The organism is Halopseudomonas oceani, assembly GCF_002903165.1.
GTDB classification, from domain to species: Bacteria; Pseudomonadota; Gammaproteobacteria; order Pseudomonadales; family Pseudomonadaceae; genus Halopseudomonas; species Halopseudomonas oceani.
This window is the reverse complement of record NZ_PPSK01000004.1, coordinates 96,312-119,663: the sequence shown is the minus strand read 5'-3', so window position 1 is coordinate 119,663 and position 23,352 is coordinate 96,312. Positions and strand designations below refer to the sequence as shown.

Genomic DNA, 23,352 nt, shown 5'->3' with positions numbered 1-23,352 from the left:
CACCTACCATGGCATGGTAGCCCGGAGAAGAGGTGAGCATGAAGGATGTGTTAAGTGCGGCGCAGGACGCGATAGGTGAGGTGCTGCTGGGCAAATCCCAGGCAATCAAGTTGGCGCTGGTCTGCATTTTGGCCAAGGGGCACCTGCTGATTGAGGATCTGCCCGGCATGGGCAAGACCACGCTGTCGCAGGCGCTCGCCAGAGTACTGGGCATGAGTTATCAGCGTATTCAGTTCACCAGTGACCTGCTGCCCGGCGACATTCTGGGCACCTCGGTGTTTGATCGCAATACCGCTCAGTTTGTCTTTCATCCAGGCCCTATCTTTGCCGAACTGGTGCTCGCTGACGAGATCAACCGTGCGACCCCGAAGAGCCAAAGCGCTCTGCTCGAAGCGATGGAGGAGGGCCAGGTGACGGTTGATGGGGCGACTCGCCCGCTGCCCGATCCGTTTTTCGTGATCGCCACCCAAAACCCGGTTTCCCAGTCCGGCACCTTTGCCTTGCCGGAGTCGCAGCTGGATCGGTTTTTGATGCGCCTGTCGCTCGGTTACCCCAGCGAGGCGGCCGAGAAGAGCCTGCTGCAGGGCGATGCCCGACGGGTTCGTCTGGACGGAATCGATACCGTGCTCGGCCGTGAACAGCTCTGTGCGCTGCAGGCCCTGGTGCCGCAGGTTACCGCCAGCGACGCGCTGATCGACTATATCCTGCGGCTGGTCAACCACACCCGCAACAGTGACGCGTGCGCTTGGGGGCTGTCGCCACGTGCCAGTTTAGGGCTGCTGGCCGCGGCCCGCGCCTGGGCACTGCTGGAACAGCGCAATTACGTGATTCCCGAAGACGTGCAGGCGGTATTGCCTGCGGTGGTCAGCCATCGTCTGCGCGCCACCCACGATCCGGCCGGGCATGGTGGCGACAGTCTGGCGCGCTGGTTGCTGTCCGAGGTGTCGCCGGTGTGAACGTTGGGGTGAGCAGTCGCCTGCGTCAGTGGCACCGGGGTTGGTTGCGTCGCCGTATTCCGCCGGCGCAGCAGATTCGGCTCGATCACCGGCGTATTTTCATCATTCCGAGCAAGGCCGGCGGCGCCTTCCTGTTGCTGCTGGCCATCATGCTGGTGGGTGCCATTAACTATCAAAACAGTCTGGTCTACGGCCTGACCTTTACTCTGCTCAGTCTGTTCTGGGTAGCGTTGCATCATACCTACCGGAATCTGGGCGGGGTGCAACTCAAGGCAACCGGCGGCAGACCGGTGTTCGCCGGTGAGCAGGCTCCGCTGAGCCTGGTGCTCAGCAGCATGCGGCGGGAGCATCAGGCGCTGCGTCTAAGCTGGCCGGAGGTCGCCACGCATACGGTGGACATACCTGCTGCAGGCGAACAGGCCGTTACGCTCTACCATCCCACCCTTCGTCGCGGCTGGCTGCCGCTCGAGCGCCTGCGTATTGAAACCGTGTATCCGCTTGGCTGGTTCCAGGCATGGAGTCTGCTTGATCTGGACTGGCAGGTACTGGTGTATCCAAAGCCGGTCAAATGCCCGCTGCCGAGGGGGAGTGCGCCGGATGGTGCTGAGCATGATCAGGACCAGATGCTGGTTGAAGGCGTGGACGACTTTCAGGGCCTGCGGGCTTACCAGCCGGGCGACTCGCGACGGCGGCTCGACTGGCGCGCCTGGTCACGCGGGCAGGGGCTGCACAGCAAGGTATTCGCCGAGCCGCAGCAGCAAAGCCTGTGGCTGAATCTGGGCGATGCGCCGGGACATGATCTGGAGGAGCGCCTCGGTGTCATGACTGGCTGGGTGCTGGCGTTGGAAACCGATCGTCGGCCCTATGGCCTGAGCCTGCCGGGACAGCAGATCGAGCCAGCGCTGGGGGATGTCCATCGTGAGCGCTGTCTGCGTGCGTTGGCACTGTACGGACCGGGAGTGCCAACATGAGGGCGCTGATTCCGCGAAATAGTCTTGCCTGGCTGCTGATTGCCCAGCTGGTGGTGCTGGTGCCGCATCTGCCTCGACTGCCCTGGTGGCTAGCTGGGCTGTGGTTGGGGTGTGCGCTATGGCGGGTCCAGATTCAACGCATGCGCTGGGGCTATCCGGGGCGTCTGCTGCGCGTAGGCGGGCTGCTGCTGACCGGGCTGGCGGTGTTTTTTACCCAAGGCACGCTGATCGGGCTCGATGCCACGGTGATGCTGTTGCTGCTGCTGTTCATGCTCAAGTTGCTGGAGATGCGCAGCCCGCGCGATGCGCTGGTAGTGATTTATCTGGGCTTTTTCATCGTCGCCACCGCGTTTTTGTTCGATCAGGGTATTCCGTTGGCGCTTTACCAGTGCTTCAGCTCGCTGGTTCTGGTTGCTGCGTTGGTCGGGTTGCAGCAAAGCCCTGCGCGTAATGACCCGCTCGCAGCGCTGCGTCACGCCGGCGGCATGCTGTTGCAGGCGCTACCGCTGATGCTGTTGCTGTTTCTGTTCTTTCCCCGACTGGCGCCGTTATGGTCGGTGAACCTGCCCAGCAACAGCGCGCGGACCGGACTGTCTGAAAGCATGGCCCCGGCGGATATTGCCAATCTGGCGCAGTCGCCGGAGCTGGCGTTTCGGGTGCAGTTTGACGGTCAGACGCCGCCAGCCGCGACGCTGTACTGGCGTGCTCTGACCATGAGCCGCTTCGATGGCAGGGCCTGGTCGCAGGATCGGAGCCTTGAGCGGCGAGCGGCACCACCGACAGTGGCGGAGGGCGACCCGCTGCATTATCAGGTAATTGCCCAGCCCAGCGGCCGCAGTTGGTTGTACAGCTTGAGAGGCAGCAGCAGTGATACGCCACAGGTAACAAGGCTGGCTGACGACACTCTGCGCGCGCGCATGCCGTTGGGCAGCACCTTTGCCTACGAGGCCTCATCCTACAGTGCGGCGCGATTGCAGCCGGATGGCCTGTCGGCGAGGGAGCGACAGCGCGAACTGCAGTTGCCCGCCAGCGGCGACCCGCGTGCGCGTGCCTGGGCCCAGCAGTTGCGAGCAGAACATGCCAGCGATGCCGGGCTGATTCAGGCGCTGCTGCAGCAGTTTGCCGAACAGCCCTTTCACTACACACTGAAGCCCCCTGCGCTGGGGCAGCACGCCAACGACGAGTTCCTGTTCGACACCCGACGCGGTTTCTGTGAGCACTATGCTGGCGCCATGGCGTTTGTGTTGCGTGCCGCAGGTATTCCCGCACGGGTGGTTACGGGATATCAGGGCGGCGAGTTGAACCCGCGAGGTGGGTATCTGCTGGTCCATCAGTTTGATGCCCATGCCTGGGTTGAGGCGTGGCTGCCGAATAGCGGCTGGACAGCCTTTGATCCAACCTTCCAGGTGGCGCCGACGCGAATCGAGCGGGGCCTGGAAGAAGCAATGCGCGAGGAGGGCAGCTTTCTTGCAGAATCGCCGTTGTCCAGCGCGCGTTACCGTGGGGTCAGTTGGCTTAACAGCTTGCGTCTTGGCTGGGATGACCTGAACTATCAGTGGCAGCTGCGAGTGCTGAACTTCCGCTCAGAGGAGCAATTGGCCTTATTCCGCCGCTGGTTGGGTACCGCGGACTGGCAGCGGGTAGGAGCCGTTGTACTGGTGCTGGTGTTCAGCCTCATGCTGGTGCAGGCGTTCATTTGGCTGCGCCCGCGGCGGCTGACCGGGACGCCAGCGCAGCGGGCCTGGCAGCGCCTGGATCGGCGTCTGCGGCCACTGGGACTGGGCGCCAAGACAGGCGAAGGGCCGCGCGACTGGCAGCAGCGCATCAGCCGTGCCTTGCCGTCGCAGCAGGCTGAAATAGCGGCATTTTTCGACTGCTTTGTTGCCCAGCAATACGCTGGCGGTGAGGCGGATGCGGCGATGCTACGCCAGCGGCTGAAAACGTTGTTACGACGGCTACCGCGCCGCCGCACACCAGGCTTGTCGGTACCCGGCAAGGCCCTATAATTAATCCGGTTTTCAGGACATTTTGCAGCGGAGTTTGCATGCATCCATTCGGCGCGACACGCCCCCCACGCCTTGCGCTAGGGCTGGGGTTGGCTGGGCTAATACCCTTTGTATCCGGTGCTTTGAGTCTGTGGGTGACGCCCGAGGCGTGGCGAGATCGTGTGCTCGAGGAGTTGCTGGCCTACGCCGCTATCACCCTAGCTTTCATGGGCGCTATCCACTGGGGACTGGCCATGCGTGCGGAGGAGAACAGCGACAAGGCACCTGTGCAACTGGGGCTGTCGGTGATTCCGCCATTGCTGGGGTGGGTGGCGTTGGCGCTGCCAAATGCGCTTGGCCTGCCGGTCATTCTTGTTGCCTTTGCGGCGCTGTATTTCGCCGACATCTGGGCGGTTGAGCACGGCGTTGCGCCAGTCTGGTATCCGGCGCTACGCAGACCGTTGAGCATCATCGTGGTCTGTTCGCTGCTGGTGGCCTGGCTGGCGACCGTGTTTGTCAGCTGAGGGTCACCACTTCGGGTGATGGGCCCGCTGGGCGGGCTGTGATCAAGTGTGTAGCACAGCCATCACTGCGGATATCCTGTGCATCCTGACTCTTCCTTACACTGCGTTGACGGGCGTTGGTTACTCGCGCTCTATTGCGTCATTCCGCTGTCTTTTATTGTGGTTGCACTGGATACCTTGGTCTTGCAACGGACCTTGCTGCATGGCCTGTTGCCCGACGACCCGAATGACTGGGCCCTGTGGGCTCTGCTGTTTGGCTTGCCGCATATTATCGCCAGCGCGCTGACGTTGTCTGATCGAGATTACCTGCGGCATTACCGGTGGCGACTGTTACCCGCCTCGCTGGTATTTCTGCTGGTATGCCTTGCCGGATGGTATGGGCCGCAGCCGCTGAGCTACCAACTGCTGTTTGTGTTTTTTGCCGGCTTTACCGTATTTCATGTCCTCTCCCAGCAGTTGGGCATTGCACTGGTCCTTAGCGGGCGCAGGCCGGGTCGTCTGTTTCGCCTTTGGAAGTGGGCCGCCATATTCGCGGGCATGGCGATCTATCTGATGGTCTACGGTGGGCAATATCTGGGGCGGGTTCAACTGGCTGGCATCGACGGCTACAGGCTGTTTGCCTTGCTGGCTGGCTGTTTCTGCGCGGCTCTGATCTTGTTGACCTGGCAGCTGGCGCGAGACTGTGAAGAGCGACTGGGGCGCTGGTTCATCTGGGCCAACGGGCTGCTGCTGATCAGCGCGTTTGCGATCAACGAACTGGGATACACCTTGCTGGTCATCCTGATGCCGCGGCTGATTCATGATCTGACGGCGTTCAGCGTGTACATCACTCATGACCGCAACCGGCAAGTGCGAACGTCAGCAGGCTGGCTGTATCGCTGGCTGCCATCTAACGGTATGACGCCGTTCGTGGTGCTGCCAGCAGCGTCGATCCTGATTGCCTGGCTTCTTAACAGCTATCAGCAGCATGCCTTCATCGGGATCGCAATCCTGCTGATCTCGTTCATGCATTATTACTGGGAAGGGTTTGTCTGGCGCGGCGAAAGCCCGTTGCGTCAGCACGTTCGCTTTCGCCGCTGACAGGCCTCAGACCTTTTTGACGAACTCGGACTTGAGGTTCATCGCGCCGATACCGTCGATCTTGCAGGCGATATCGTGATCGCCGTCGACCAGGCGAATGTTCTTGACCTTGGTGCCGACCTTCACTACCAACGACGAGCCCTTGACCTTGAGATCCTTGATGACGGTCACGGTGTCGCCATCCTGCAGCGGGTTGCCGTTTGCATCCTTGATACCGGACTCTTGGGTATCGCCACCCTGGTCAGCTGATGACCATTCGTGGGCGCACTCCGGGCAGATATACATCAGGCCGTCCTGGTAAGTGTAGGGGGACTGACAGGCAGGGCATTGGGGCAGATCACTCATGCGGGTACCTCTGGATAACGGGGGTTGACCCTGCGAAACGCAGGGTCATTGGCGCCGGCATAATGCCCGATAGCAGGCGTGCTGTCCACGCTGGAGCGGGTGTTACTGGGCTTTTGCGACGATCTTGCGGCCATCTGTCGCGATCAGATGCAGCTGTCCCTGGTCGCTGATATCGAACCGCGACAGCTGCTGAAGCACGTTAAACAACGCCTGATCCTGTTCCATCAGGCCGCCTTCGCAGGCGCGTTCGGTGGCTGCAATTGTGTGCGTGCTCAGGCCTTCGCCGGTAAGCTCATAGCCGGTAGAAAACGCATTGCAGGCGCCCTGGCCACCCAGTTGGCCATCGATTGTAAAGCTGATGGTTACCGTTTGTTCTGGATCGGCGGCATCGCCATTGATGGTCTGGACCTGCCAGGTTTTGCCGACAAGCAGTGTTTCAGGCGCGCCCCCGCAACCGGACAGGGCGGTTTCCCCCGTCTGCACCTCGACGCTGTAGGGGTAGGGCATGCCGGTCATGCTGTCGTGGCAGAGCTCGGGTGTGATCTCGACAACCATGTTGTGTTGCGCCGCTGCATCAAAGCGCAGGCTGTTGCCCTGTTGGGTGGCAGTGGGGGTCGGGGTAAGCTGGGTAGCAGTGCTGTTCTGGCGATTCAGCCGCATGCGTTCGCTGTCGATTGCCAGTATCCAGCCCGGCTCATTGCCGCGTGCTTCCAGCGGCAGCATGGTGCTCACGTCGACCACTTGCGAATCCTGGGGAACGCGGCCGCTGACCTTCACCATGTTCAATAATCCCATGTCGTTGACCTCCTGGCTGAGGTCAATCGAGTGGCGAGTGTCGGTGGTCCAGAGCAGTTGCCCCTCCGCGCTGAAGATTTGGCCGGAGACGGCGTAGCTCATGCTTGGCAGGAACATTCTCGGTTCCACGTTCAGCTCGAACGGCACCGGAATCTGCGTACCGATCAGGGTGGTTTTCTGTTCTGCCAGTACGGTAGACGGTGCGTCCGCACGCGAGACGTCCTGCAGCTTCACGTGGGCGACGCTCCCCGAAGGCAGGGCGATGCGCTCGCGGTAGCCGATAGAGCCGGTTACCAGCCGTGTTTTGGGTGGCATCTGCTCTTCAGCCTGAGTGGCGGATGTGGGGGTATCGGCGCCGCCGTTGTGGGCACAGCCAGTCAGCAGGCTGCCAAGTGCGATTGCGAAGAAAAGGCGTGAAGGCGTTTTCAGCATAAGGGGTCCCTCCGACTGAGCCTGCATGGGCTGACGCTGTCCATTGATGGTGAGTTGAGTGTAAACCAAAATCCACCAATGGCCGCCGCCCTTGCCTATCGGGACGGCGGAGTAGAGCGGTTACAGATTCTGGTATCGATTGATGTCGAATAGACCCGCTTGTGTCGGGTCCGTTTCCTCAACGTAATGACGGAAGTCGGCCATCACCTCCCAGAACGCCGGATTGGTGCGACGTACGCCCCATTTTTCCGCTACCTGCGACAGGCCCTCTGAACTGCTTACCGCGCGTAGCGCAGTGATGAAGTCGGGCAGTGCGTCCAGGCTGACATCGAAGCTGAAGTTCGGATAACTGCCCAGCGTGCCGCGCATGACCGTCAGGGTGTCGCGCTCGGGTTGCAGGCGGGTATCTTCGCCGAACATGAAGGCGACGTTGGTGTGCGAGCGGTTGTGGACCAGGCTGTAGACCCAGCGATTTTCGCCGTCAGTAACGCGCAGGAAGCTCACTTCAGGCATCAGCGGTATCACCGGCAGTGTTTTGCCAGTCTCCCTGCTGAATGTGTGCAGGGCTCGGTCTATCTGCACCTCGCTGGCGCTCAGCTCACGGCGCAGGCAGTTGCCCTGCGGGCAACGGTTGAGCGTATCGGGGCCACTGCTGACGCCGGCGGTGCGGGTCATCAGTTGGCTGGCGAATTGGGCCATGATACTGGCGTTGTCCTGATGGTCTGCTGTTCGATAGTCGATCGCTACCGGAACGTCGAGGTTGACGTCGGTATAGGCAATCTTGTCCTTGAGCTGGGCATGCCCCTGGTACCACTGGGCATACAGGGCAGAACGGGTGTCCTGCGGCACAAAGCGTAGGAAGTTAAGCTCCGAGCCGTTGCGAATCAGATCAAAGTACAGCCGGGTCTGGGCCTGATGGGAGAGGCTGCCAAATACGTTGAAGTTGACCACCAGTTCGTAATAGGTGCGTTCCAGCAGGGGATAGTCCATCACCCAGATGGTGTCGGGCACCTGACCCCACAGACCGCGGCGTACCGAGGCGCTGTCATGGTGGCGGAAAATGCTCAGCAGGGCGTCCTGGTTATAACCGTCGCCGTCCCAAATCTCGCTTATGTCGGCGCCGCCGGGTTTGCGTTCGGCGTAATAGTCGTGGCGTAGCTGCAGGTACTGATTGCGCTTGCTGCTGTACTCCAGCCATTCGCTACCAAGAGCAGAGAGGTCGCTATCCTGACCGGGCAAACCGAGCAGCGGTGTGGTAATGCTACGGTAAATGGCATCATTGACGTAGGCTTCCTGTTCCGGGTCTTCGAACACTGCCCAGAACTGGTCGCGGATGACGTCGGTCGCCACCTGACCACGGCAGACCGGGCCACGGATGAAGGTGCGCACGAAATACTCGGCCGAGTCCAGCATGAACTGGTAGCGGGCCTTGGCGGGTATGGCGGTGAAGGTGAGGAACGGGTTGGAGCGCTCGGCGTAGTCGTAGCCGGGTGGGGTGGCAACGGCCCAGTCGTTCTGGAAGAACAGCTGCTGCCAGCGGCGCATCCGCAAGTCGTCCAGGCCGTAAGTGATATGGGTTTTCTCGACCAGTGTTTCGCGCAGTGGGCGCAGACGGTAATAGAACCGTTCGCCCGGATCGTCGTTGGGGCGAACGGTGCGCAGCGGCCTGACCGGCAATCCAGGGGGCGTACTGGAGCGCACCAACTCATAAAAACTGCTCCCCGATATGGTTGGGAAGTGCAGGTGAGCGACGAACAGGTGCTCGAACAGGTAGCGGGAAACCAGTTGCTCGCGCGCTCCGCTCTGGTTGAAGAACGACTCCCAGCGGTCGATGCTTGCCTTTTCGGCGTCAGAGGGCTGCCAGGCTTGCGGCGCGGTGTTGGCACCTTCGCCGATCCAACGGCTCAGAGTGGCAAATTCCTGCTCACTCAGGCCGGTGACGGCATAGGGCATACCGCCATGCGGATTGTCTTTCGCGTAGCCCTTAAAGTCATCGATGGTTGGGCAACTGAAGGCGTGTGCGGTGCCGATCTTGATGTCTTCCGGTAGAACCGCATTGGCTGGCAGCGGGTTGTTTTGCCCCAGCTCGATCATGCGGTAAAGCAGCGAGCCGTCGAGCCGCTGCACCTTGCCCTCATCGGCTGCGTGCAATACAGAGAAAAAGTCCATTTCCCGCCATGCCTCGGTACTGCTGGCATCGATGCCAAGGCGGGTCGGCTCCGCGTCATCTAGGCGGGTGGCATCGTAGACCTGCTGTGCCGATGCGCCGCGCTCTACCCCATCTGCGCTGGTCAGTTTCAGCTGGCAGGGGGCGTCGTAGCAGCCGTGGCAGGCCATGCACTTGTTTTCGAGAATCGGTTTGATGTCGCGCTGGTAGTCGAGTGACCGCTGGGGGGCGGTGGTTATCGGTTCTGCGTGGAGGTTGTTTGACAGGGAACTGAAGGTCATTACCAGCAGGGCAGCGAGCATGGCAATAGAGGTAAGGCGCAGGGGCGCGCGCCATGAGCGTTGGTGCATGGATTCCTTCCTTAAAGACAGACCACAGACTGCGTGGCTCGCGCTCATCATGCCTCAAGCCAGAGCGGATTGGCCAGATATTGCGACTGCCTCGGCCGTGGAAGGTTCAGCCGGTCTTGCGTGGCCGGGTCAGCACCAGCGCTATGCCGCCAAGGATCATCGCAGACGTCAGCGACAGCCTCAGTGTGAGAGGCTCGGCCAGCAGCAAGGCGCCTCCCAGCGTGGTAATCACCGGTACGCTGAGCTGCACGGTGGCCGCCACGCTGGCGCGCAGCAGCGGCAGCGCTGCGTACCAGATGGCGTAGCCAAGCCCAGAGGTAATGGCGCCCGAGGCCAGCGCATAGAGCACGCCCTCGGTGTCCAGGCTTTGGTTCTGCAGCATCACCAAACTGAGGATGATTGCCAGTGGTGCTGTGCGCAGGAAATTGCCGGCGGTCACGGCGGTAGGGTTGGTCGCGCCACGTCCGCGAAGTGAGTAAACGCCCCAGGCAATACCTGCAGCCAACATGCTCAGTGCGGCTGGCAATGGCGGGGCGCTGGTCCCTGGCAGCAGCAGCGCAATAAGCCCAAGTGTTGCCAGCGCCATACCCGCCTGCTGCGGCAGCGTCAGCCGTTCACCGCGAACGATGCCTGTACCGATCATGGTGACCTGTACCGCAGCGAACAACAGCAAGGCGCCCATACCTGCATCGAGGTGGATATACGCCCAGGAAAACCCTGCAGCGTAGGCAAACAGTGCGATTGCCGACGGCCAGCTGCCTTGGCTGGTTACGCTGCCGCCACGCAGGGTAACCAACAACCAGAGCGTCGCTGCACCGGAGATCAGTCGCAGACTGGTAAAACTGGCCGGGTCAATTCCGGTGGTGTCCAGTGCCAGGCGGCAAAGCACGGAATTGCCGGCGAAAGCCAGCATGGCCAATACAGTCAGCAGCATTGCCTTGGGCATGGTTCAACTCCGGCGAAGCAGGGCTGACCATCAAACCCTGAATTGTCGCCAGTCGCAATGCTACTTTCGCGCGCCCTCAGCCTGCTGTCTTGTCCGCAGCGGTATGCCCAGTCGCTGCATGCGATAGAGTAGAGTGCGGCGCGGGAGGCCGAGCACCTGAGCGGTTTGTGTCTGGTTACCGTTGTGCTTCTGCAGGGTTTCGTTCAACAGGTTTCGTTCGACCTTGTCCAGTTGTTCGCGCAGGGTCAGACGGTGTGCGTGGGTTGGTGTATTGGGCAGTTGCAGATGCTCTGGGAGCAGCAGGTTGCCGTCACAGAGCAATAGCGCGCGGGCAATGAGCCCCTTCAGTTCGCGCACGTTGCCGGGAAAGCGGTGGCTTGCCAGGTAGGCCAGCGCGCTGTCTGACCAGCGGCAGTTGGAGCGCTGCAGGAAAGTACAGGTTTCACGGGTGAAGTGCAGCGCCAGTTCGCGGATATCGGCGCCGCGCTCACGCAGCGGTGGTAACGTGATCGGAAAGTGGCTTAGGCGGTAGTACAAGTCTTCACGGAAGCGCCCCTGCTCAACCTGGCCATACAGATTCTGGTGCGTCGCAGCGACGATGCGTACGTCGACACGATGGCTCTGGTTGCTGCCCAGTGGGCGTACTTCGCCTTCCTGCAGCACCCGTAAGAGCTTGGCTTGCAGCGCCAGCGGCATGTCGCCGATTTCGTCCAGAAATAGGGTGCCGCCGTTGGCTGCGTCAAACAGCCCCTCCCGGTCCTGGTTGGCGCCGGTAAATGCCCCCTTGCGATAGCCGAACAATTCGCTTTCGAGCAGGTGCTCGGGCAGAGCGCTGCAGTTCTGGGCGATAAAGGGCTGGGTACGGCGTGACCCGTAGTCATGAATCGCCCGTGCCACCAGCTCTTTGCCGGTACCCGTTTCCCCTCCAAGCAGAACGGTGACCGGGTTGTGCAGCACCTTGCTGACTAATCGATAGACCTGCTGCATGGCAGGGCTCTCGCCAATCAGACCGAAACAGCCGTGCTCACTGTCCGAGGCCGGTTCCGTTAGCGCGGGAGTGGGGGCTTGATGCACCAAGCCTGCCTGCTTCAATGCCTGCAGCTGTGCCAGCGCGATAGTGCCGATCAGTGCCAGTGATGCAGTAAGGTCCTCGTTTATACTGCGGCTTCGGCTGGCCAGCACCAGCAGGCCTGATATCTGCTGTTGGCGGTCGAGCAGCGGCTGGCAAAGCAGGCTACGCCAGGGGGGCTGGCCTGTCGGCAGAAATGGCGTGGCGTGCAGGCTTCGATCCAGTTCGTTCAGCTGCAGCGGGGTGTTCTGACTGAGACTGTATGCGAGCAGTGACTCGCCCAGCCCATCCTGACCAGTGCCGGCTTCCGTGTGGCCGTCCAGCCACTGACAGCACAGCGGCAGCTGGCTGTGGCTGGCATCGAGCAGGTAGAGCTGAACCAATGCACAGTTGCTCAGCTCGGCCAGCCAACTGACCAGTGCTTGCTCCAGCTCAAACGGGCGCTGGCAGCGTGCCAGCGCTGCCAATCCTTCCAGTACCTGAGTAACGTCGGGCGTTGACTCCGCCGGAACCTTTACGGGCAGTACTTCACGCGAGCTCACAGCGAACCATCCTTTCTGTATCGACGCTAACGTACAGCTTCGTCGCTGCTGGGGTTGCCTGGTCCGTTTGTAGCAGCCGGTCGGCGATGCAACTGATCACTTGGTCCTCAATCCAACGTTCAACCCCTCGAGCTCCGCCGTTCTGCATGCACCTCTCAGCGATTAGCGGCGGTAATTGCGAGTCAAACCGGCAGTGAACGGCGCAGTTCTGCAGGCGCTGGATTAGTGCGTCCAGCCGTTGGCTGGCAATAGCTTGCAGGTTGTCTGTGGTTATGGGGTAGTAAGGCAGAACGCGCATTCGGGCGAGCAGAGCGGGCTTGAAATGGGCTTCCAGGCTAGGCCGAATGGCATCGGTTAGTTGGCCGGGAGTGGGCCGCGCGTCGTCCCGGCAGAGGTGGTCTATTTGTTCACTGCCCAGATTGGCTGTGAGCAGAATGACGGTATTGCGAAAGTCGATTTCACGGCCTTCGCCGTCGGTGGCCAGCCCCTTGTCGAATATCTGGTAGAACAGATTGAGCAATTGCGGGTCCGCCTTCTCGACTTCGTCCAGCAGAACGACCGAGTACGGCTTGCGTCGCACGGCTTCGGTCAGCAGGCCGCCCTCACCGTAGCCCACATAGCCGGGTGGAGCACCGATAAGGCGAGCCAGACTATGACGCTCCTGATATTCGCCCATGTTAATGGTTGTAAGGAAGGCCTCGCCGCCGTACAGCAGGTCGGCAATGGCTTCGGCCGTTGCGGTCTTGCCGACACCGCTGGGGCCGGTTAGCAGGAATACTCCGGCCGGGCGGTCCGGCCTCGCCAAACCCAGCGTGCTGGCCCGCAAACAGAGGTCGAGTTGCTTGATAGCTTCTGGTTGACCATGCAGGCGGCCGGTCAGGTTTTCGGCGAAACGGGTGATGCGTTCGTGGTAGTGCGCGCGTAGCTGCGCCAACGGAATGCCGGTCCACTCGCTGACTACCTCAGCGATGGCATTGCGGTCCACCTCCGCCGAGACCAGCGCCTGCTCCTGCTGCAGCTGCCGCAACGCCTGACGGTGTTCGGTGTGAGGGACATCGGTCTGGTGGCGCTGGCTGACTAACTGCAGTGCCAGCTCCCGTTGCGCGCTCCACTGTTGCTGCAGACTGCGTAGCGCGTTGCTGTCTTTCTGGTGTCGGTTGTGCAATTGATCGAGCAGTTCACCGTCAGTGGGCAGGCCAAACTGTTGATCGCGTTCGATGGCCTCTCGCTGGCGCGTGCCGTCAGCCAGTGCTGCGTGTAACTGGTCCAGCGTGGCAGGCGCCGCGGCCAGGTTTACCCGGGCCCGGGCACAGGCTGTGTCGAGCAGGTCGATTGCCTTGTCGGGCAACTGGCGGTCTGGCAGGTAACGGGCTGCCAGCTCGACGGCAGCAACCACGGCGTCGTCGCACACGTGCAGTCCATGGCTGTCGGCGTAGCGGGGGGCCAAGCCGCGAAGTAACGTGATGGCCTGGGAGGAGCTTGGCGCGCGCAGCTGCAATGGCTGAAAGCGACGGGCCAGTGCTGGGTCCTTTTCTATATGACGGCGATACTCGCTCCAGGTGGTCGCGGCGATTGCCTTGAGGGCGCCGCGGGCGAGGGCGGGCTTGAGCAGGTTGGCGGTATCGCTCGTGCCGGCCTCACCGCCGTGCCCGATCAGGGTATGCGCTTCGTCGATAAACAGAATGATGCGGTTGGCCGGATCACTGGCCGCGCTGAGCACGCCCTGCAGGCGACGCTCCAGCTCGCCACGCACGCCCGCGCCAGCTTGCAGGAGCCCGAGGTCGAGGCTCAAAAGGCGCCAGCCGCGCAAACTATCCGGGACGCTGCCGGCGACAAGGCGCTGGGCCAGCCCCTCAACCAGTGCGCTCTTGCCAACCCCTGCGTCGCCGATAATCACCGGGTTGCTTTTGCGGCGGCGGCAAAGGATGTCGACCAACTGGCGGATTTCGCGCTCACGTCCCAGGACCGGATCGAGTTTGCCGTCAGCGGCCTGTCTGGTGAGGTCATGCGTGAACGATTCAAGCAGCGAGGGGGTGTCGTTTTTGCTGGCCGGGCTGCCGTCAGCCAGTTGTTGTATCTGCTCGGCGTTGATGCCGGCCAGCGGATCGGGGTGCAGCAGCGGGTTGCGCAGCCAGCCAAGTAACAGCGCGGGCTGGTCGACCTGCTGCTGTTGCAATTCGGTGCTGGCGATCAACAGCGCCTGTTGTAGCCAGGTGACCAGCGTGACAGACAGGCCGGGGTTGCGACTGGTTGAAGCAGACTCTGTGGCCAGCTGACAGCGTGACAGGATTGCGTCTACTGGTTGGCCGCTGGCAGCCAGTAGCTGAGCGAGCAGGTTGTTTGTCCGCTGCAGCAGTGCCCAGAGCAGGTCCTCCGGTTGCACGCTGGCACCACCGCGTTGCAGGCAGTGCTCTGCTGCTTGTTCCAGATCACTGCGCAGGTCGTCGCTGAGTAGGTTGATGAGCTGGTGAAGATCAATCGGAATCATGCAGGCCATCCTTGGTCCGGTGCATTTAAAAGGATGCTCGGATCGCCGTTGGGGCGGCCGAGCCAGGTTGTCCAGCCGAGCAGACAGGGGTTACGTTTGCCCAACTGCAGGGCACGCACTTCACTGCCTTGCAGCTGCAGGCGAACGTCGTACTGCAGTGGGCTGCGAAGCAGGAAGGCGATTAGTTCGCGCAGGGACCGATGGTCCCGGCCCGGTGGCAAAAACCGATGAAAGTCGTTCCAGTCGAGCTGCAGCAGGTGAACCCGGAAACGGCCACCGACATCTCTGATCTGCCTGCCGAGCACCAGTTCGCTGCCAATCGTGCTATTTGCCAGTCCCAGTGCAGAGCGCTGTTCGCTGGGTATGGACACCCAGCGTGGCAAGCATTGTTCCAGCTCTATTCGCCGGTAACGGAAGTAGTGGCGCAACACCGCGGTGACACTGTCAGCCGACTGGGCGCGGCGGCTGATCAGGCCCAGACTGGGGAGCAGGCGACGGGGTTGCAGCGTTGCTGAGCCGGGTTCCCCGTGCAGGCCGGCGAGGGCCAGTAGGCGGGTGGACAGCACATCGCTGGCGCCGCAGCGAAAGCGGCTGTAGTAGCGGTATTTCTGCCAGATCGGCAGCAGCAGACGCTGCAGACGGTCATTGAACAGGTCAAGCAGGGCGCGCACGCTGTTGCTGGCCTGATCATCTCCCAGTGCCTGCTCTACCTGATGGGCAGGCAGCGGTGAGCTGGCGCCGCTGAGCGCAATCAGGTTCAGCTGCAGGATAAACTGCAACCCACTTTCGTTCTCCTCAATGCGCAGTTGCTCTATATCACGGGCGGCGAATCCCAGCGCGGGATTGGCGCAGAAGCGGATACGGCGATAAAGCGCCTCGGGCGTATCACTCGGGTGCATCTGTTGCAGTTGATCAAGCAGGCACAGCAGCGCCTGATACAGGCTGTAGTGCTGGATGTCCCGTTGTAGTCGAATTAAAACAGGGGCTGTTGACCCATGCGCGGTACCCATTGATAGCGCTCTCCCTGCAGGCTGGTGATGGACAGTTCGTGAAAGGTATTGATGCCCGCGTGCTGGGCCAGAAATTCATTCAATACCGAGCCGAACAGAAACAGGGCGCCCGGGCCATTGCAGCCATCGGCATCGACCTCCAGCTCTGATTGCACACCGCGAACCGGAAGCCCGCGGAACAGACGATCGGTTGGGTGGTGACGCACCGCGCGCAAGGCGGTCAAGCGACGCTGGCTGACCTTGGCCGCGGTCTGATCAAAGTGCCGCGGCAGGTCGTGACAGTTGATAGCTTCGCGCAGGGCATTGATGTCTTCGAGCGTCTGGTAGTTGAGCGCCATGCTGCTGATCAGCTGCCATAGCCCCTGTTTGTGCAGGGCAGGTGCGTAGCTCGGGGTTATGCGACCGATATTGCGAAACTGCACAAACTCGGGTGTGCCTTCACCAGGGTGGCAGATGTCGCCCTGGGCCAGCTTGCTCGGCCATTGCTGATTGGTGCAGGTGAGCTCAATCGACAGTGTTTCCTGCTGGTCCTGTTGTTGATGGCCAAAGCACAGGTGGGTTTCCAGAGCATCACCTTGCAGCGCAGGAATTTGGCGCAGGCTGTAGTGGGGGGGCGCATCCGGACTGCCCAACTGGTGATCATGCTCGAAGGATTCGAATGGAACGTAGTTTCGATAGCCCATCCCGCCCGGCTTCCAGCCGGTTACCCGATCAACCGAGAATACTCCGCATTGGCTGGCCGATAGCCCGGCCGGGCGCAACAGATAGCGATCCTGCCGGCCATCCAGACGGATCGGGCTGGCATCGTGGCTGAACAGGTTAACGGCCGGGGAGCAGTACAGCTGGACCATATTGGCGTCGGGTGTCAGCTGACGGCAGTCCGGGTGACGTAAATCGAACTCGATACGCAGGCCGCGAGCCTGCTGGAGCACCTGATCGCCCAGTTCGCCGAGTTGCTCGAGCCCGGATAGTTCAACAAACAGAAACTTCTCTGCGAAGGCGAAGTAGTCGCGCAGATGATGATACCCGCTGAAACCCTGGTCGCTGTCCGGCAGCAGTACCTCATCGCTGGCAAAGCCGCTCGCCTGCAGCCGGCTGGGCGGCAGGCGACAGACCGCGGTGTCGCCGAGCGCCTGTCCGGCGGCGTCGAGCGGCTGCAAGGTAATGCTGTGCAAGTGGCGACACAGGTGCAGATACAACTGATGACTCGAATATGAGTTGCCTCCCAGATGCAGGCGCAGGCGATGCAGACTTAGATCCGCCAGGCTGCCTTCACAGGCCATCTGCAGCGGTAGAGTCAGTCGGGCGCCAGTCGCGTGGCTATGGTATTGGGACCCGGTCAGCTCAAGGGGGAGCAGAGCGACGTCGCTTGTGGTTCGAAAGCGGCAGCGAATGCCATCAACTGGGCGAGACTCGACCGCGGTGCCACGCGCGACAGTCAGCTCACTCAGTGGGCGCTTGAGAGGCTCGAACTGCAGCATGGCAACCGCCGGCATGGGGCGCAGGCAGTTGGGCCACAGCAGCTGCATTAGCGAGTGGGTCAGCTCGGGGAGTTCATCGTCGAGCTTTTGCCGCAGGCGTCCGGTCAGGAAGGCGACCCCTTCGAGTAGTCGCTCGACATCGGGGTCGGTGCTGGTACCAGCGAGATAGGGAGCCAGCGCCGGGTTGTGTTCGGCAAAACGTCGGCCCTGATCGCGAAGGGCGCTCAGTTCGCTCTGAAAGTAGTGATTGAAAGTCATGGTGGGGTCAGGTGTCGGGGCGCTCGGTTAGCAGGGTCACTGCGGCGTGTCCCCGGCCGTCAAGTTGCACGTTAAAGGTCACCGGCCGCCGCAGTTCAGGAAGGTTGAGCCGGGCGCTGATGGTGAACGCCAGGCGAAGCGGGTCGCTGGCGTCGTGCTGGCTGGCAACCCGTACATCGCACAGCCTGGGTTCATAGCGGTCGATGAAGCGCTCTATCGCTGCTCGCGCCTGTTGCCGGGTGTCGTGTAGCGTAAGGCGCATATCGTTCAGCTCAGGCAACCCGTAGTCGGGCAGCATCTGCACGCTGCCCGCCCGGGTGCTGAGCATGCGCGCCAGCTGCGCGGTCACCGATGCGCTGACGGCATCGGCGGTTGCCATGCCCGCGCGCGACTGGGCAATGCCGCTTAATCGCTCCAGCAGAGAGCCATATCCGGACTTGGCCATCAATCCTTGTCCAGCTTGCCAACCAGCGACAGGGTGAAATCGGCACCCATGTATTTGAAGTGGGGACGCACGCTCAGGCTGACCCGATACCAGCCGGGTTGCCCGGCGACATCCTCAACCCCAATGGCAGCAGCTCGCAGCGGTCGACGACCGCGTACTTCGGCACTCGGGTTATCCTGGTCGGCTACGTACTGGCGAATCCAGCGGTTAAGCTCCAACTCCAGGTCGGTGCGTTCCTTCCAGGCGCCGATCTGCTCGCGCTGCAGTACCTTCAGGTAATGGGCAAGCCGGTTGATAATGAACAGGTAGGGCAGCTGTGTCCCAAGCCTGAAGTTAAGCTCCGCGGCCTTGCCCTCGGCACTGTTGCCGAAAAACTTGGGTTTCTGGGCCGAGTTGGCGGAGAAGAAGGCGGCGTTGTCGCTGCCCTTGCGCATGGTCAGGGCAATAAAGCCCGCCTCGGCCAACTCGTACTCTCGCCGATCCGAGACCAGCACTTCGGTGGGTATCTTGGTTTCGATTTCACCCATACTGGAAAAGTGGTGCAGCGGCAGGTCGTCAACGGCGCCGCCGCTCTGCGGGCCGATGATGTTGGGGCACCAGCGATAGCGGGCGAAACTGTCGGTCAAGCGACTGGCGAACGCGAATGCAGTATTGCCCCAGAGGTAGTCTTCATGACTGTCGCTGACGGTTTCTCGGTAGCTGAAGCTGCGAACCGGATTATCCTCCGGATCATAGGGCGTACGCAGCAGGAAGCGCGGTAATGTCAGGCCCACATAGCGGGCGTCCTCATTTTCCCGAAAGCCTTGCCATTTGCTGAACAGTGGGCCGTCGAAGTGATCCTTCAAGTCCTTCATATCGGGTAGGCCGCTGAAGCTGGATAGTCCAAAGAATGCAGGGCCTGCGGCGGCGATAAAAGGCGCGTGGGCCATGCTCGCAACCCCAGCGACCTGTTGCAGCAGGCGAATATCCTGGGTGCCCGGGCCGAACTGGTAGTTGGCGATCATGGCGCCGACCGGTTGGCCGCCGAACTGACCGTATTCGGCGGTGTATACGTGTTTGTACAGGCCGGACTGCACTAGCTCCGGGCTGTCTTCAAAGTCGTCGAGCAGGTCCTGCTTTGAGACATTGATCAGCTCGATGCGGATGTTCTCTCGGAAGTCAGTGCGTTCGACCAGCAGGTGCAGGCCGCGCCAGGCTGACTCCAGTTGCTGGAAGTCGGGGTGGTGCAAAATGCTGTCGACTTGCTGACTCAGCTTGCTGTCGATCTCGGCGATCATGCGGTCGACCAGAGCTTTTTTTACCGGCTCCTGATCGTTTTGAGGTTTGAGCAGTTCAGCGATAAAGGCACCTACGCCACGGCGGGCGATCGCGTAGGAGTCGTCCTCTGGCGTTAGCTGGGTTTCAGCGATCACGCGATCAAGCAGGCTGCTGGTGGCGACTGGGCTGCTCGCCGTTGCGGCGGGTTGGCTGTTCATAAGGTGGGCTCCTGTTGGCTCATCACGGGGTTGGCGCCAGGCCAAGTTCGGTCAGCACCTGCTCGCGCGACTGGTCATCGCGCAGCAGGGCTTCAATCGCCTGACGAAAAGCCGGGGTGTTGCCGAGCGGGCCTTTGAGTGAAACCAGCGCCTCACGCAGCTCCATGAGTTGGCGCAGTTCTGGAACCTGCTCCACGATGCTGGCCGGGTTAAAATCACGCATTGAGCCGATGTTGAGTTCGACCGCGAGCGCGCTGTCCGAATCGTCATCCTGCAACCGGTTGGCGACGTTGAAGTTAAGGTGCAGGTCTTGTTTCGCCAGCACGTCTTCGAAGCTGGTTTTGTCGATCAAGATGGGTTTGCGTTGCTCAACGCTACGTTCGTCCTGTCGCAGAGTGAAGTCGCCAAGGACCATCAGTTTGAGCGGCAGCTCAACGTCTTCCTGCTGATCCCCGGTATTCGGGGTAAAGGTCACGTTGATGCGTTCGCGGGGGGCCACGGTGCTGTCTTTGGCCATCAGGTTTCTCCGTGCTGGGCAGGCCGGGCGGCCTGGTCAAGGGTGTGTTCAAGGTTCAGCCAGCGCAGTTGCTGTTGCAGCGTGCGGCGCCGCTGCCGACTGCTCTCGTCGCGTTGATCGGCGAGGCTTTGTTGCAAAAGGTCCAGAGTGTCGCTGAGTAGCTGCTGGTCCCACAGGGCCAGCGGCATGCTGTGTTGTAGCTGCGACAGTTGCGGCTCCAGCAGATCGCGGGCCTGGTCGCTCTGACCGTCAGCCAGCAATAGCTTGGCGAGTTGCAAGCGACCTACGGCGCGCTGACGTTCGCCATTTTGCGTCTGCATCCGCTGCGCCAGTGTTTTGGCCGCAACGTCAAAGCCGTCGTTGTGCAGCAGTGTCAACAGGTCCTTGGTGTCAGTGCTCTTTGGCGCTGTGGAGTCGGGGTTGGGTGTCGCTGCGGCAGTCAGCCAACGTCGCGTGGCCTGCGTGGCGAAGGGGGTGCCGTCATCAAAGCAAAGCTGTTCCAGCATGGGCAGCCGTTGCAGCAGCAAACGGGTTTGTCCGCGGATGCTGGCGGCGGCCTGTGAGTCTGCCAGCGCGTCGCAGCAGCGCGCGGCAAGAAAGTGACCATCAAGCCAGAACGGTGCCTTGCGCAGGCTCGTTTCGAGGTCTTGCAACAATGCGGAGTGTGCTGACTGTTGCCACAGGGACTCGCAGTGGCTCAGGCGCTCGGCCGGTGGTGGCCGCAGGTTGGTGTGTTGTTTGTTGTCGTGCTGCGGTACCTGATAAATACCCGCCCAGGTCAGGGACCGGCTCAGCGCTACGGCGCAGGCGCGGCGCTCGGGCTGGGTCAGCCACCAGTCCAGAAGTGGCGCGGCGGCTTCCTGCAGGCGGCGCAGCTGCTGCTGGGCCTGGCGGTCTGTGTCGACCGGCCCGGAGAATGTCGGATCTGAAACTGGTTTACTCGGCGCGCGGACTACCGGCGTTGGATTGGTCGGCGGCTCGCTGGGACCGGCTTGCAGCCTGCTTGCCAGTTGCTTCCAGTCGTGGCTTCGTTCTGCCGAATATGCTTGCAGGGCCGTACTGATCTGGCAGGCAGCCGCTTGCAATGTGGCAAGTTCGTCTGCCATTTGGGGGGAGGCGTCCAGCTCCCGGCTAAGCGCCGAATACAGCCACTGAAGTGCCGCAAACTTGCCTCGTTCACGTGTCGGCAGGCAGTTGTGCCAGGCACTGTTGATGAAGACGGCAAGTTGCCCCATGGCCAGTACCAACGGCTCCGGCCGGCGCAGCCGCAGCAAGGCGAAGGCTCGCCAGCAGGCGACGCGCAGGTCGGTGCTCCGGGTCAGCAGTTGTTCTGCACTGTCGGCCAGTTGTTGCCAGTCTGGCGCGGCTTGTTGCTGGGGGGAGTCCAGCTGCGAGAACACCTGCTCGAGTTGAAAGTAGGTGTCACTATCGCGCAGGTCGGCCGCATTTGCGGCTGAGCTGGTGGTGTCTGCGGTTAACGACATGCGAGCGTCCTTTGCATGGTGCGGGCGGACGTCCTGTCCGCCCCGTCGGCCGACTTGGCCCTGGCTGACGCATGCTAGAGAGTGGACACCTGTGCGACAAATGGCAGGGTTGTGACCAGGTTCGCGTCTACGCTGGACATTGAGCTGTTTGTTCTGGCTGGTTTGTTTTTTTAAAAATATTTAAATCAAGGGGTTATGGGGCTTTCTTGGGCCGTTTTATCGTGTTTTTTTGCAGCCTCTGGTGCAGTGTGAAATCTGTGATCCAGGCAGCATGAGCTGACATAAAGAGAATGTAGTAACCGGCTGTTACCCGTTGTCATCCGCATGGGCGCATGATGAAAGCTCAAACACCCGCAAGGAGGTACCGTGATGTCCACCAAGAAAATTCTGCTGCTGGCTGGCGACTTTACCGAAGACTACGAAACCATGGTGCCGTTTCAGGCGCTGAGCATGCTGGGCTATGAGGTGCATGCGGTGTGTCCGGACAAGACGGCTGGTCAGACCGTGAAGACGGCAATCCATGATTTTGAGGGTGATCAGACCTACACCGAGAAGCCGGGCCACCTGTTTGCCCTGACTCACGACTTCGCTGGCGTAAAGGTCGATGACTATGTGGGGTTAGTGATTCCGGGCGGTCGAGCACCGGAGTATCTGCGGCTGAACGCCGATGTAATTGCGCTGGTGCAGGCGTTCAATGCGGCCAACAAGCCGATTGCTGCGGTGTGTCATGGTGCGCAGCTGCTGGCTGCTGCTGGCGTGCTGGAAGGGCGTGAGTGCAGTGCGTATCCTGCATGCGGGCCGGATGTGCGTCTGGCGGGCGGTACCTATATCGATATCGCTGCCGATCAGGCCTATGTTCAGGGTAATCTGGTGACTGCGCCGGCCTGGCCGTCGCATCCGCGCTGGCTGGCGGCATTCGTCAAGCTGTTGGGTGCCCGAATCGAGCTCTGATTGCTGCCGGGGGCTGGCTGCGGTCAGCCCCTGTACAGGAGATCTGTATGTGTGAACTCTACGTAAAAGCGGACCCGATTCTGTATGAGTCGCGCTCGCGTTCGCTGCGTATTCGCGGTGTGGTTACCACCCTGCGACTGGAGAATCAGTTCTGGGACATCCTGCAGGAGATCGCCGAGGTGGATGACATGACCACCAATCAACTGATCACCAAGTTGTACGACGAGGTGATGGAGCTGCGCGGCGAAGTAGTCAACTTCGCATCCTTTCTGCGGGTGAGTTGTACCCGCTATCTGGCCCAGCGCGAGGCGCGGGTGGTTCCTCTGGCGGTAGTGGGGCGCAGTACAGCGCAGGGCTGAATGCGCTGCCAGCTGTATCGCTCCGGCCGTCGATGGTTTTGCTAGCATTAGTGCTTCCCTGAAATTTTCTGGAGCCGTTCGATGTCGATCGAAACCTGGCTGGCCTTTTTTGTTGCCTGTTGGATCATCAGCCTGTCGCCGGGTGCCGGTGCCATTGCGTCGATGTCCAGCGGCCTGAATTACGGTTTTGCTCGTGGTTACTGGACGGCCTTGGGCCTGCAGCTGGGGCTGGTGATTCAGATTGCGGTGGTCGCGGCAGGTGTCGGCGCGCTGCTGGCAACCTCGGCGCTGGCGTTCAGCCTGATCAAGTGGTTCGGCGTGCTCTATCTGCTGTATCTGGCGTTGCGCCAATGGCGGGCGCCGACCATGCAGGTGGATGAGACACATGCGCCACGTGCACTGGGTCAGCCACTGACGCTGGTGTTTCGTGGTTTGCTGATCAATGCGAGCAACCCCAAGGCGGTGGTGTTCATGCTGGCGGTGCTGCCGCAGTTTCTGGATGTCTCTCAGCCATTGCTGAGCCAGTACCTGATCATGGGGCTGACCATGATTACCGTCGATCTGATCGTTATGGCGGGTTACACCGGGCTGGCAGCGCGGGTGCTTCGCCTGTTGCGCTCGCCACGCCAGCAGCGCCTGCTCAATCGTACTTTTGCCGGGCTGTTCGCCGCTGCGGCGGGGATGTTGACGCTGGTGCGTCGTACGGCCTGATGGTGGCGGGG

General features: G+C 61.4%; 20 protein-coding genes. 8 read left to right on the top strand and 12 right to left on the bottom strand.

Annotated features, from left to right (window positions below; translation table 11 throughout):
- The first annotated feature begins 38 nt into the window (after nt 1–38).
- From C1949_RS06155 to C1949_RS06135, 5 genes are all read left to right on the top strand, one after another.
- Nucleotides 39–956 (top strand): AAA family ATPase, encoded by a 918-nt coding sequence (locus C1949_RS06155; RefSeq protein ID WP_104737598.1) that lies wholly within the window; start codon nt 39–41, stop codon nt 954–956.
- On the top strand, nt 953–1,927 hold the full coding sequence (locus C1949_RS06150) for a DUF58 domain-containing protein (protein WP_229744350.1): 975 nt from the start codon (nt 953–955) through the stop codon (nt 1,925–1,927). Before C1949_RS06155 ends, C1949_RS06150 begins: the two co-directional genes overlap by 4 nt.
- A complete protein-coding gene (locus C1949_RS06145; RefSeq protein ID WP_104737597.1) occupies nt 1,924–3,933 on the top strand; it encodes a transglutaminase TgpA family protein in 2,010 nt (669 codons plus the stop codon). Before C1949_RS06150 ends, C1949_RS06145 begins: the two co-directional genes overlap by 4 nt.
- 38 nt (nt 3,934–3,971) lie before the next feature.
- A complete protein-coding gene (locus C1949_RS06140; RefSeq protein WP_104737596.1) occupies nt 3,972–4,436 on the top strand; it encodes a DUF3429 domain-containing protein in 465 nt (154 codons plus the stop codon).
- 183 nt (nt 4,437–4,619) lie between these two features.
- Nucleotides 4,620–5,516: a hypothetical protein gene (locus tag C1949_RS06135; RefSeq protein WP_146040297.1), complete on the top strand. Its 897-nt coding sequence runs from the start codon at nt 4,620–4,622 to the stop codon at nt 5,514–5,516.
- Nucleotides 5,517–5,522: 6 nt separating this feature from the next.
- On the opposite strand, the gene C1949_RS06130 is transcribed toward C1949_RS06135, so the two are convergent.
- The 12 genes from C1949_RS06130 to tssA all read right to left on the bottom strand — a co-directional run bounded on the left by C1949_RS06130 (nt 5,523) and on the right by tssA (nt 21,320).
- On the bottom strand, nt 5,523–5,861 hold the full coding sequence (locus C1949_RS06130; RefSeq protein ID WP_104737594.1) for a zinc ribbon domain-containing protein YjdM: 339 nt from the start codon (nt 5,859–5,861) through the stop codon (nt 5,523–5,525).
- 102 nt (nt 5,862–5,963) lie between these two features.
- Nucleotides 5,964–7,088 carry a YbaY family lipoprotein gene (locus tag C1949_RS06125; RefSeq protein ID WP_170063012.1) on the bottom strand — a complete coding sequence of 375 codons (1,125 nt, stop codon included), beginning with the start codon at nt 7,086–7,088 and terminating at the stop codon, nt 5,964–5,966.
- 120 nt (nt 7,089–7,208) lie between these two features.
- Complete coding sequence (locus C1949_RS06120; protein WP_373289794.1) at nt 7,209–9,536, bottom strand: fatty acid cis/trans isomerase; 2,328 nt, start codon at nt 9,534–9,536, stop codon at nt 7,209–7,211.
- Nucleotides 9,537–9,711: 175 nt separating this feature from the next.
- Nucleotides 9,712–10,551, bottom strand: coding sequence for a DMT family transporter (locus C1949_RS06115; RefSeq protein WP_104737592.1), 840 nt, complete (start codon nt 10,549–10,551; stop codon nt 9,712–9,714).
- A gap of 60 nt (nt 10,552–10,611) precedes the next feature.
- Nucleotides 10,612–12,144, bottom strand: a complete 1,533-nt coding sequence (locus tag C1949_RS06110) for a sigma-54 interaction domain-containing protein (RefSeq protein WP_373289795.1) — start codon at nt 12,142–12,144, stop codon at nt 10,612–10,614.
- 4 nt (nt 12,145–12,148) lie between these two features.
- Nucleotides 12,149–14,650, bottom strand: coding sequence for a type VI secretion system ATPase TssH (gene tssH, locus C1949_RS06105; RefSeq protein ID WP_104737591.1), 2,502 nt, complete (start codon nt 14,648–14,650; stop codon nt 12,149–12,151).
- The gene (gene tssG / locus C1949_RS06100; protein WP_104737590.1) at nt 14,647–15,660 is read right to left on the bottom strand and encodes a type VI secretion system baseplate subunit TssG; all 1,014 of its coding nucleotides are present in this window, start codon (nt 15,658–15,660) and stop codon (nt 14,647–14,649) included. The genes tssH and tssG overlap by 4 nt, the downstream gene beginning before the upstream one ends.
- Nucleotides 15,624–17,399: a type VI secretion system baseplate subunit TssF gene (gene tssF / locus C1949_RS06095; RefSeq protein ID WP_104737589.1), complete on the bottom strand. Its 1,776-nt coding sequence runs from the start codon at nt 17,397–17,399 to the stop codon at nt 15,624–15,626. The genes tssG and tssF overlap by 37 nt, the downstream gene beginning before the upstream one ends.
- Before the next feature lie 7 nt (nt 17,400–17,406).
- The gene (gene tssE / locus C1949_RS06090) at nt 17,407–17,844 is read right to left on the bottom strand and encodes a type VI secretion system baseplate subunit TssE (RefSeq protein ID WP_104737588.1); all 438 of its coding nucleotides are present in this window, start codon (nt 17,842–17,844) and stop codon (nt 17,407–17,409) included.
- Nucleotides 17,844–19,319, bottom strand: coding sequence for a type VI secretion system contractile sheath large subunit (gene tssC, locus C1949_RS06085; RefSeq protein WP_104737587.1), 1,476 nt, complete (start codon nt 19,317–19,319; stop codon nt 17,844–17,846). The genes tssE and tssC overlap by 1 nt, the downstream gene beginning before the upstream one ends.
- Nucleotides 19,320–19,341: 22 nt before the next feature.
- Nucleotides 19,342–19,836 carry a type VI secretion system contractile sheath small subunit gene (gene tssB / locus C1949_RS06080; protein ID WP_104737586.1) on the bottom strand — a complete coding sequence of 165 codons (495 nt, stop codon included), beginning with the start codon at nt 19,834–19,836 and terminating at the stop codon, nt 19,342–19,344.
- Nucleotides 19,836–21,320: a type VI secretion system protein TssA gene (gene tssA / locus C1949_RS06075; protein ID WP_104737585.1), complete on the bottom strand. Its 1,485-nt coding sequence runs from the start codon at nt 21,318–21,320 to the stop codon at nt 19,836–19,838. The genes tssB and tssA overlap by 1 nt, the downstream gene beginning before the upstream one ends.
- 369 nt (nt 21,321–21,689) lie before the next feature.
- On the opposite strand from tssA, the gene C1949_RS06070 reads away from it, so the two are divergent.
- The 3 genes from C1949_RS06070 (at nt 21,690) to C1949_RS06060 (ending at nt 23,341) form a co-directional block, all read left to right on the top strand.
- Nucleotides 21,690–22,271, top strand: a complete 582-nt coding sequence (locus tag C1949_RS06070) for a DJ-1/PfpI family protein (RefSeq protein ID WP_104737584.1) — start codon at nt 21,690–21,692, stop codon at nt 22,269–22,271.
- Nucleotides 22,272–22,318: 47 nt separating this feature from the next.
- Nucleotides 22,319–22,630: a ribbon-helix-helix domain-containing protein gene (locus tag C1949_RS06065; protein WP_088275291.1), complete on the top strand. Its 312-nt coding sequence runs from the start codon at nt 22,319–22,321 to the stop codon at nt 22,628–22,630.
- Between the two features lie 81 nt (nt 22,631–22,711).
- The gene (locus C1949_RS06060; protein ID WP_104737583.1) at nt 22,712–23,341 is read left to right on the top strand and encodes a LysE family transporter; all 630 of its coding nucleotides are present in this window, start codon (nt 22,712–22,714) and stop codon (nt 23,339–23,341) included.
- Nucleotides 23,342–23,352: the final 11 nt, after the last annotated feature.

What these genes read in the sequence shown, in the direction of transcription:
- C1949_RS06065 (WP_088275291.1), top strand. Translation starts at nt 22,319, where the DNA reads ATGTGTGAACTCTACGTAAAAGCGGACCCGATTCTGTATGAGTCGCGC.
- C1949_RS06140 (WP_104737596.1), top strand. Translation starts at nt 3,972, where the DNA reads ATGCATCCATTCGGCGCGACACGCCCCCCACGCCTTGCGCTAGGGCTG.
- C1949_RS06125 (WP_170063012.1), bottom strand. Translation starts at nt 7,088, where the DNA reads ATGCTGAAAACGCCTTCACGCCTTTTCTTCGCAATCGCACTTGGCAGC.
- tssC (WP_104737587.1), bottom strand. Translation starts at nt 19,319, where the DNA reads ATGAACAGCCAACCCGCCGCAACGGCGAGCAGCCCAGTCGCCACCAGC.
- C1949_RS06120 (WP_373289794.1), bottom strand. Translation starts at nt 9,536, where the DNA reads ATGACCTTCAGTTCCCTGTCAAACAACCTCCACGCAGAACCGATAACC.
- tssE (WP_104737588.1), bottom strand. Translation starts at nt 17,844, where the DNA reads ATGGCCAAGTCCGGATATGGCTCTCTGCTGGAGCGATTAAGCGGCATT.
- tssB (WP_104737586.1), bottom strand. Translation starts at nt 19,836, where the DNA reads ATGGCCAAAGACAGCACCGTGGCCCCCCGCGAACGCATCAACGTGACC.
- C1949_RS06070 (WP_104737584.1), top strand. Translation starts at nt 21,690, where the DNA reads ATGTCCACCAAGAAAATTCTGCTGCTGGCTGGCGACTTTACCGAAGAC.
- C1949_RS06145 (WP_104737597.1), top strand. Translation starts at nt 1,924, where the DNA reads ATGAGGGCGCTGATTCCGCGAAATAGTCTTGCCTGGCTGCTGATTGCC.
- C1949_RS06130 (WP_104737594.1), bottom strand. Translation starts at nt 5,861, where the DNA reads ATGAGTGATCTGCCCCAATGCCCTGCCTGTCAGTCCCCCTACACTTAC.
- C1949_RS06115 (WP_104737592.1), bottom strand. Translation starts at nt 10,551, where the DNA reads ATGCCCAAGGCAATGCTGCTGACTGTATTGGCCATGCTGGCTTTCGCC.
- tssA (WP_104737585.1), bottom strand. Translation starts at nt 21,320, where the DNA reads ATGTCGTTAACCGCAGACACCACCAGCTCAGCCGCAAATGCGGCCGAC.
- C1949_RS06060 (WP_104737583.1), top strand. Translation starts at nt 22,712, where the DNA reads ATGTCGATCGAAACCTGGCTGGCCTTTTTTGTTGCCTGTTGGATCATC.
- C1949_RS06155 (WP_104737598.1), top strand. Translation starts at nt 39, where the DNA reads ATGAAGGATGTGTTAAGTGCGGCGCAGGACGCGATAGGTGAGGTGCTG.
- tssG (WP_104737590.1), bottom strand. Translation starts at nt 15,660, where the DNA reads ATGGGTACCGCGCATGGGTCAACAGCCCCTGTTTTAATTCGACTACAA.
- tssH (WP_104737591.1), bottom strand. Translation starts at nt 14,650, where the DNA reads ATGATTCCGATTGATCTTCACCAGCTCATCAACCTACTCAGCGACGAC.
- tssF (WP_104737589.1), bottom strand. Translation starts at nt 17,399, where the DNA reads ATGACTTTCAATCACTACTTTCAGAGCGAACTGAGCGCCCTTCGCGAT.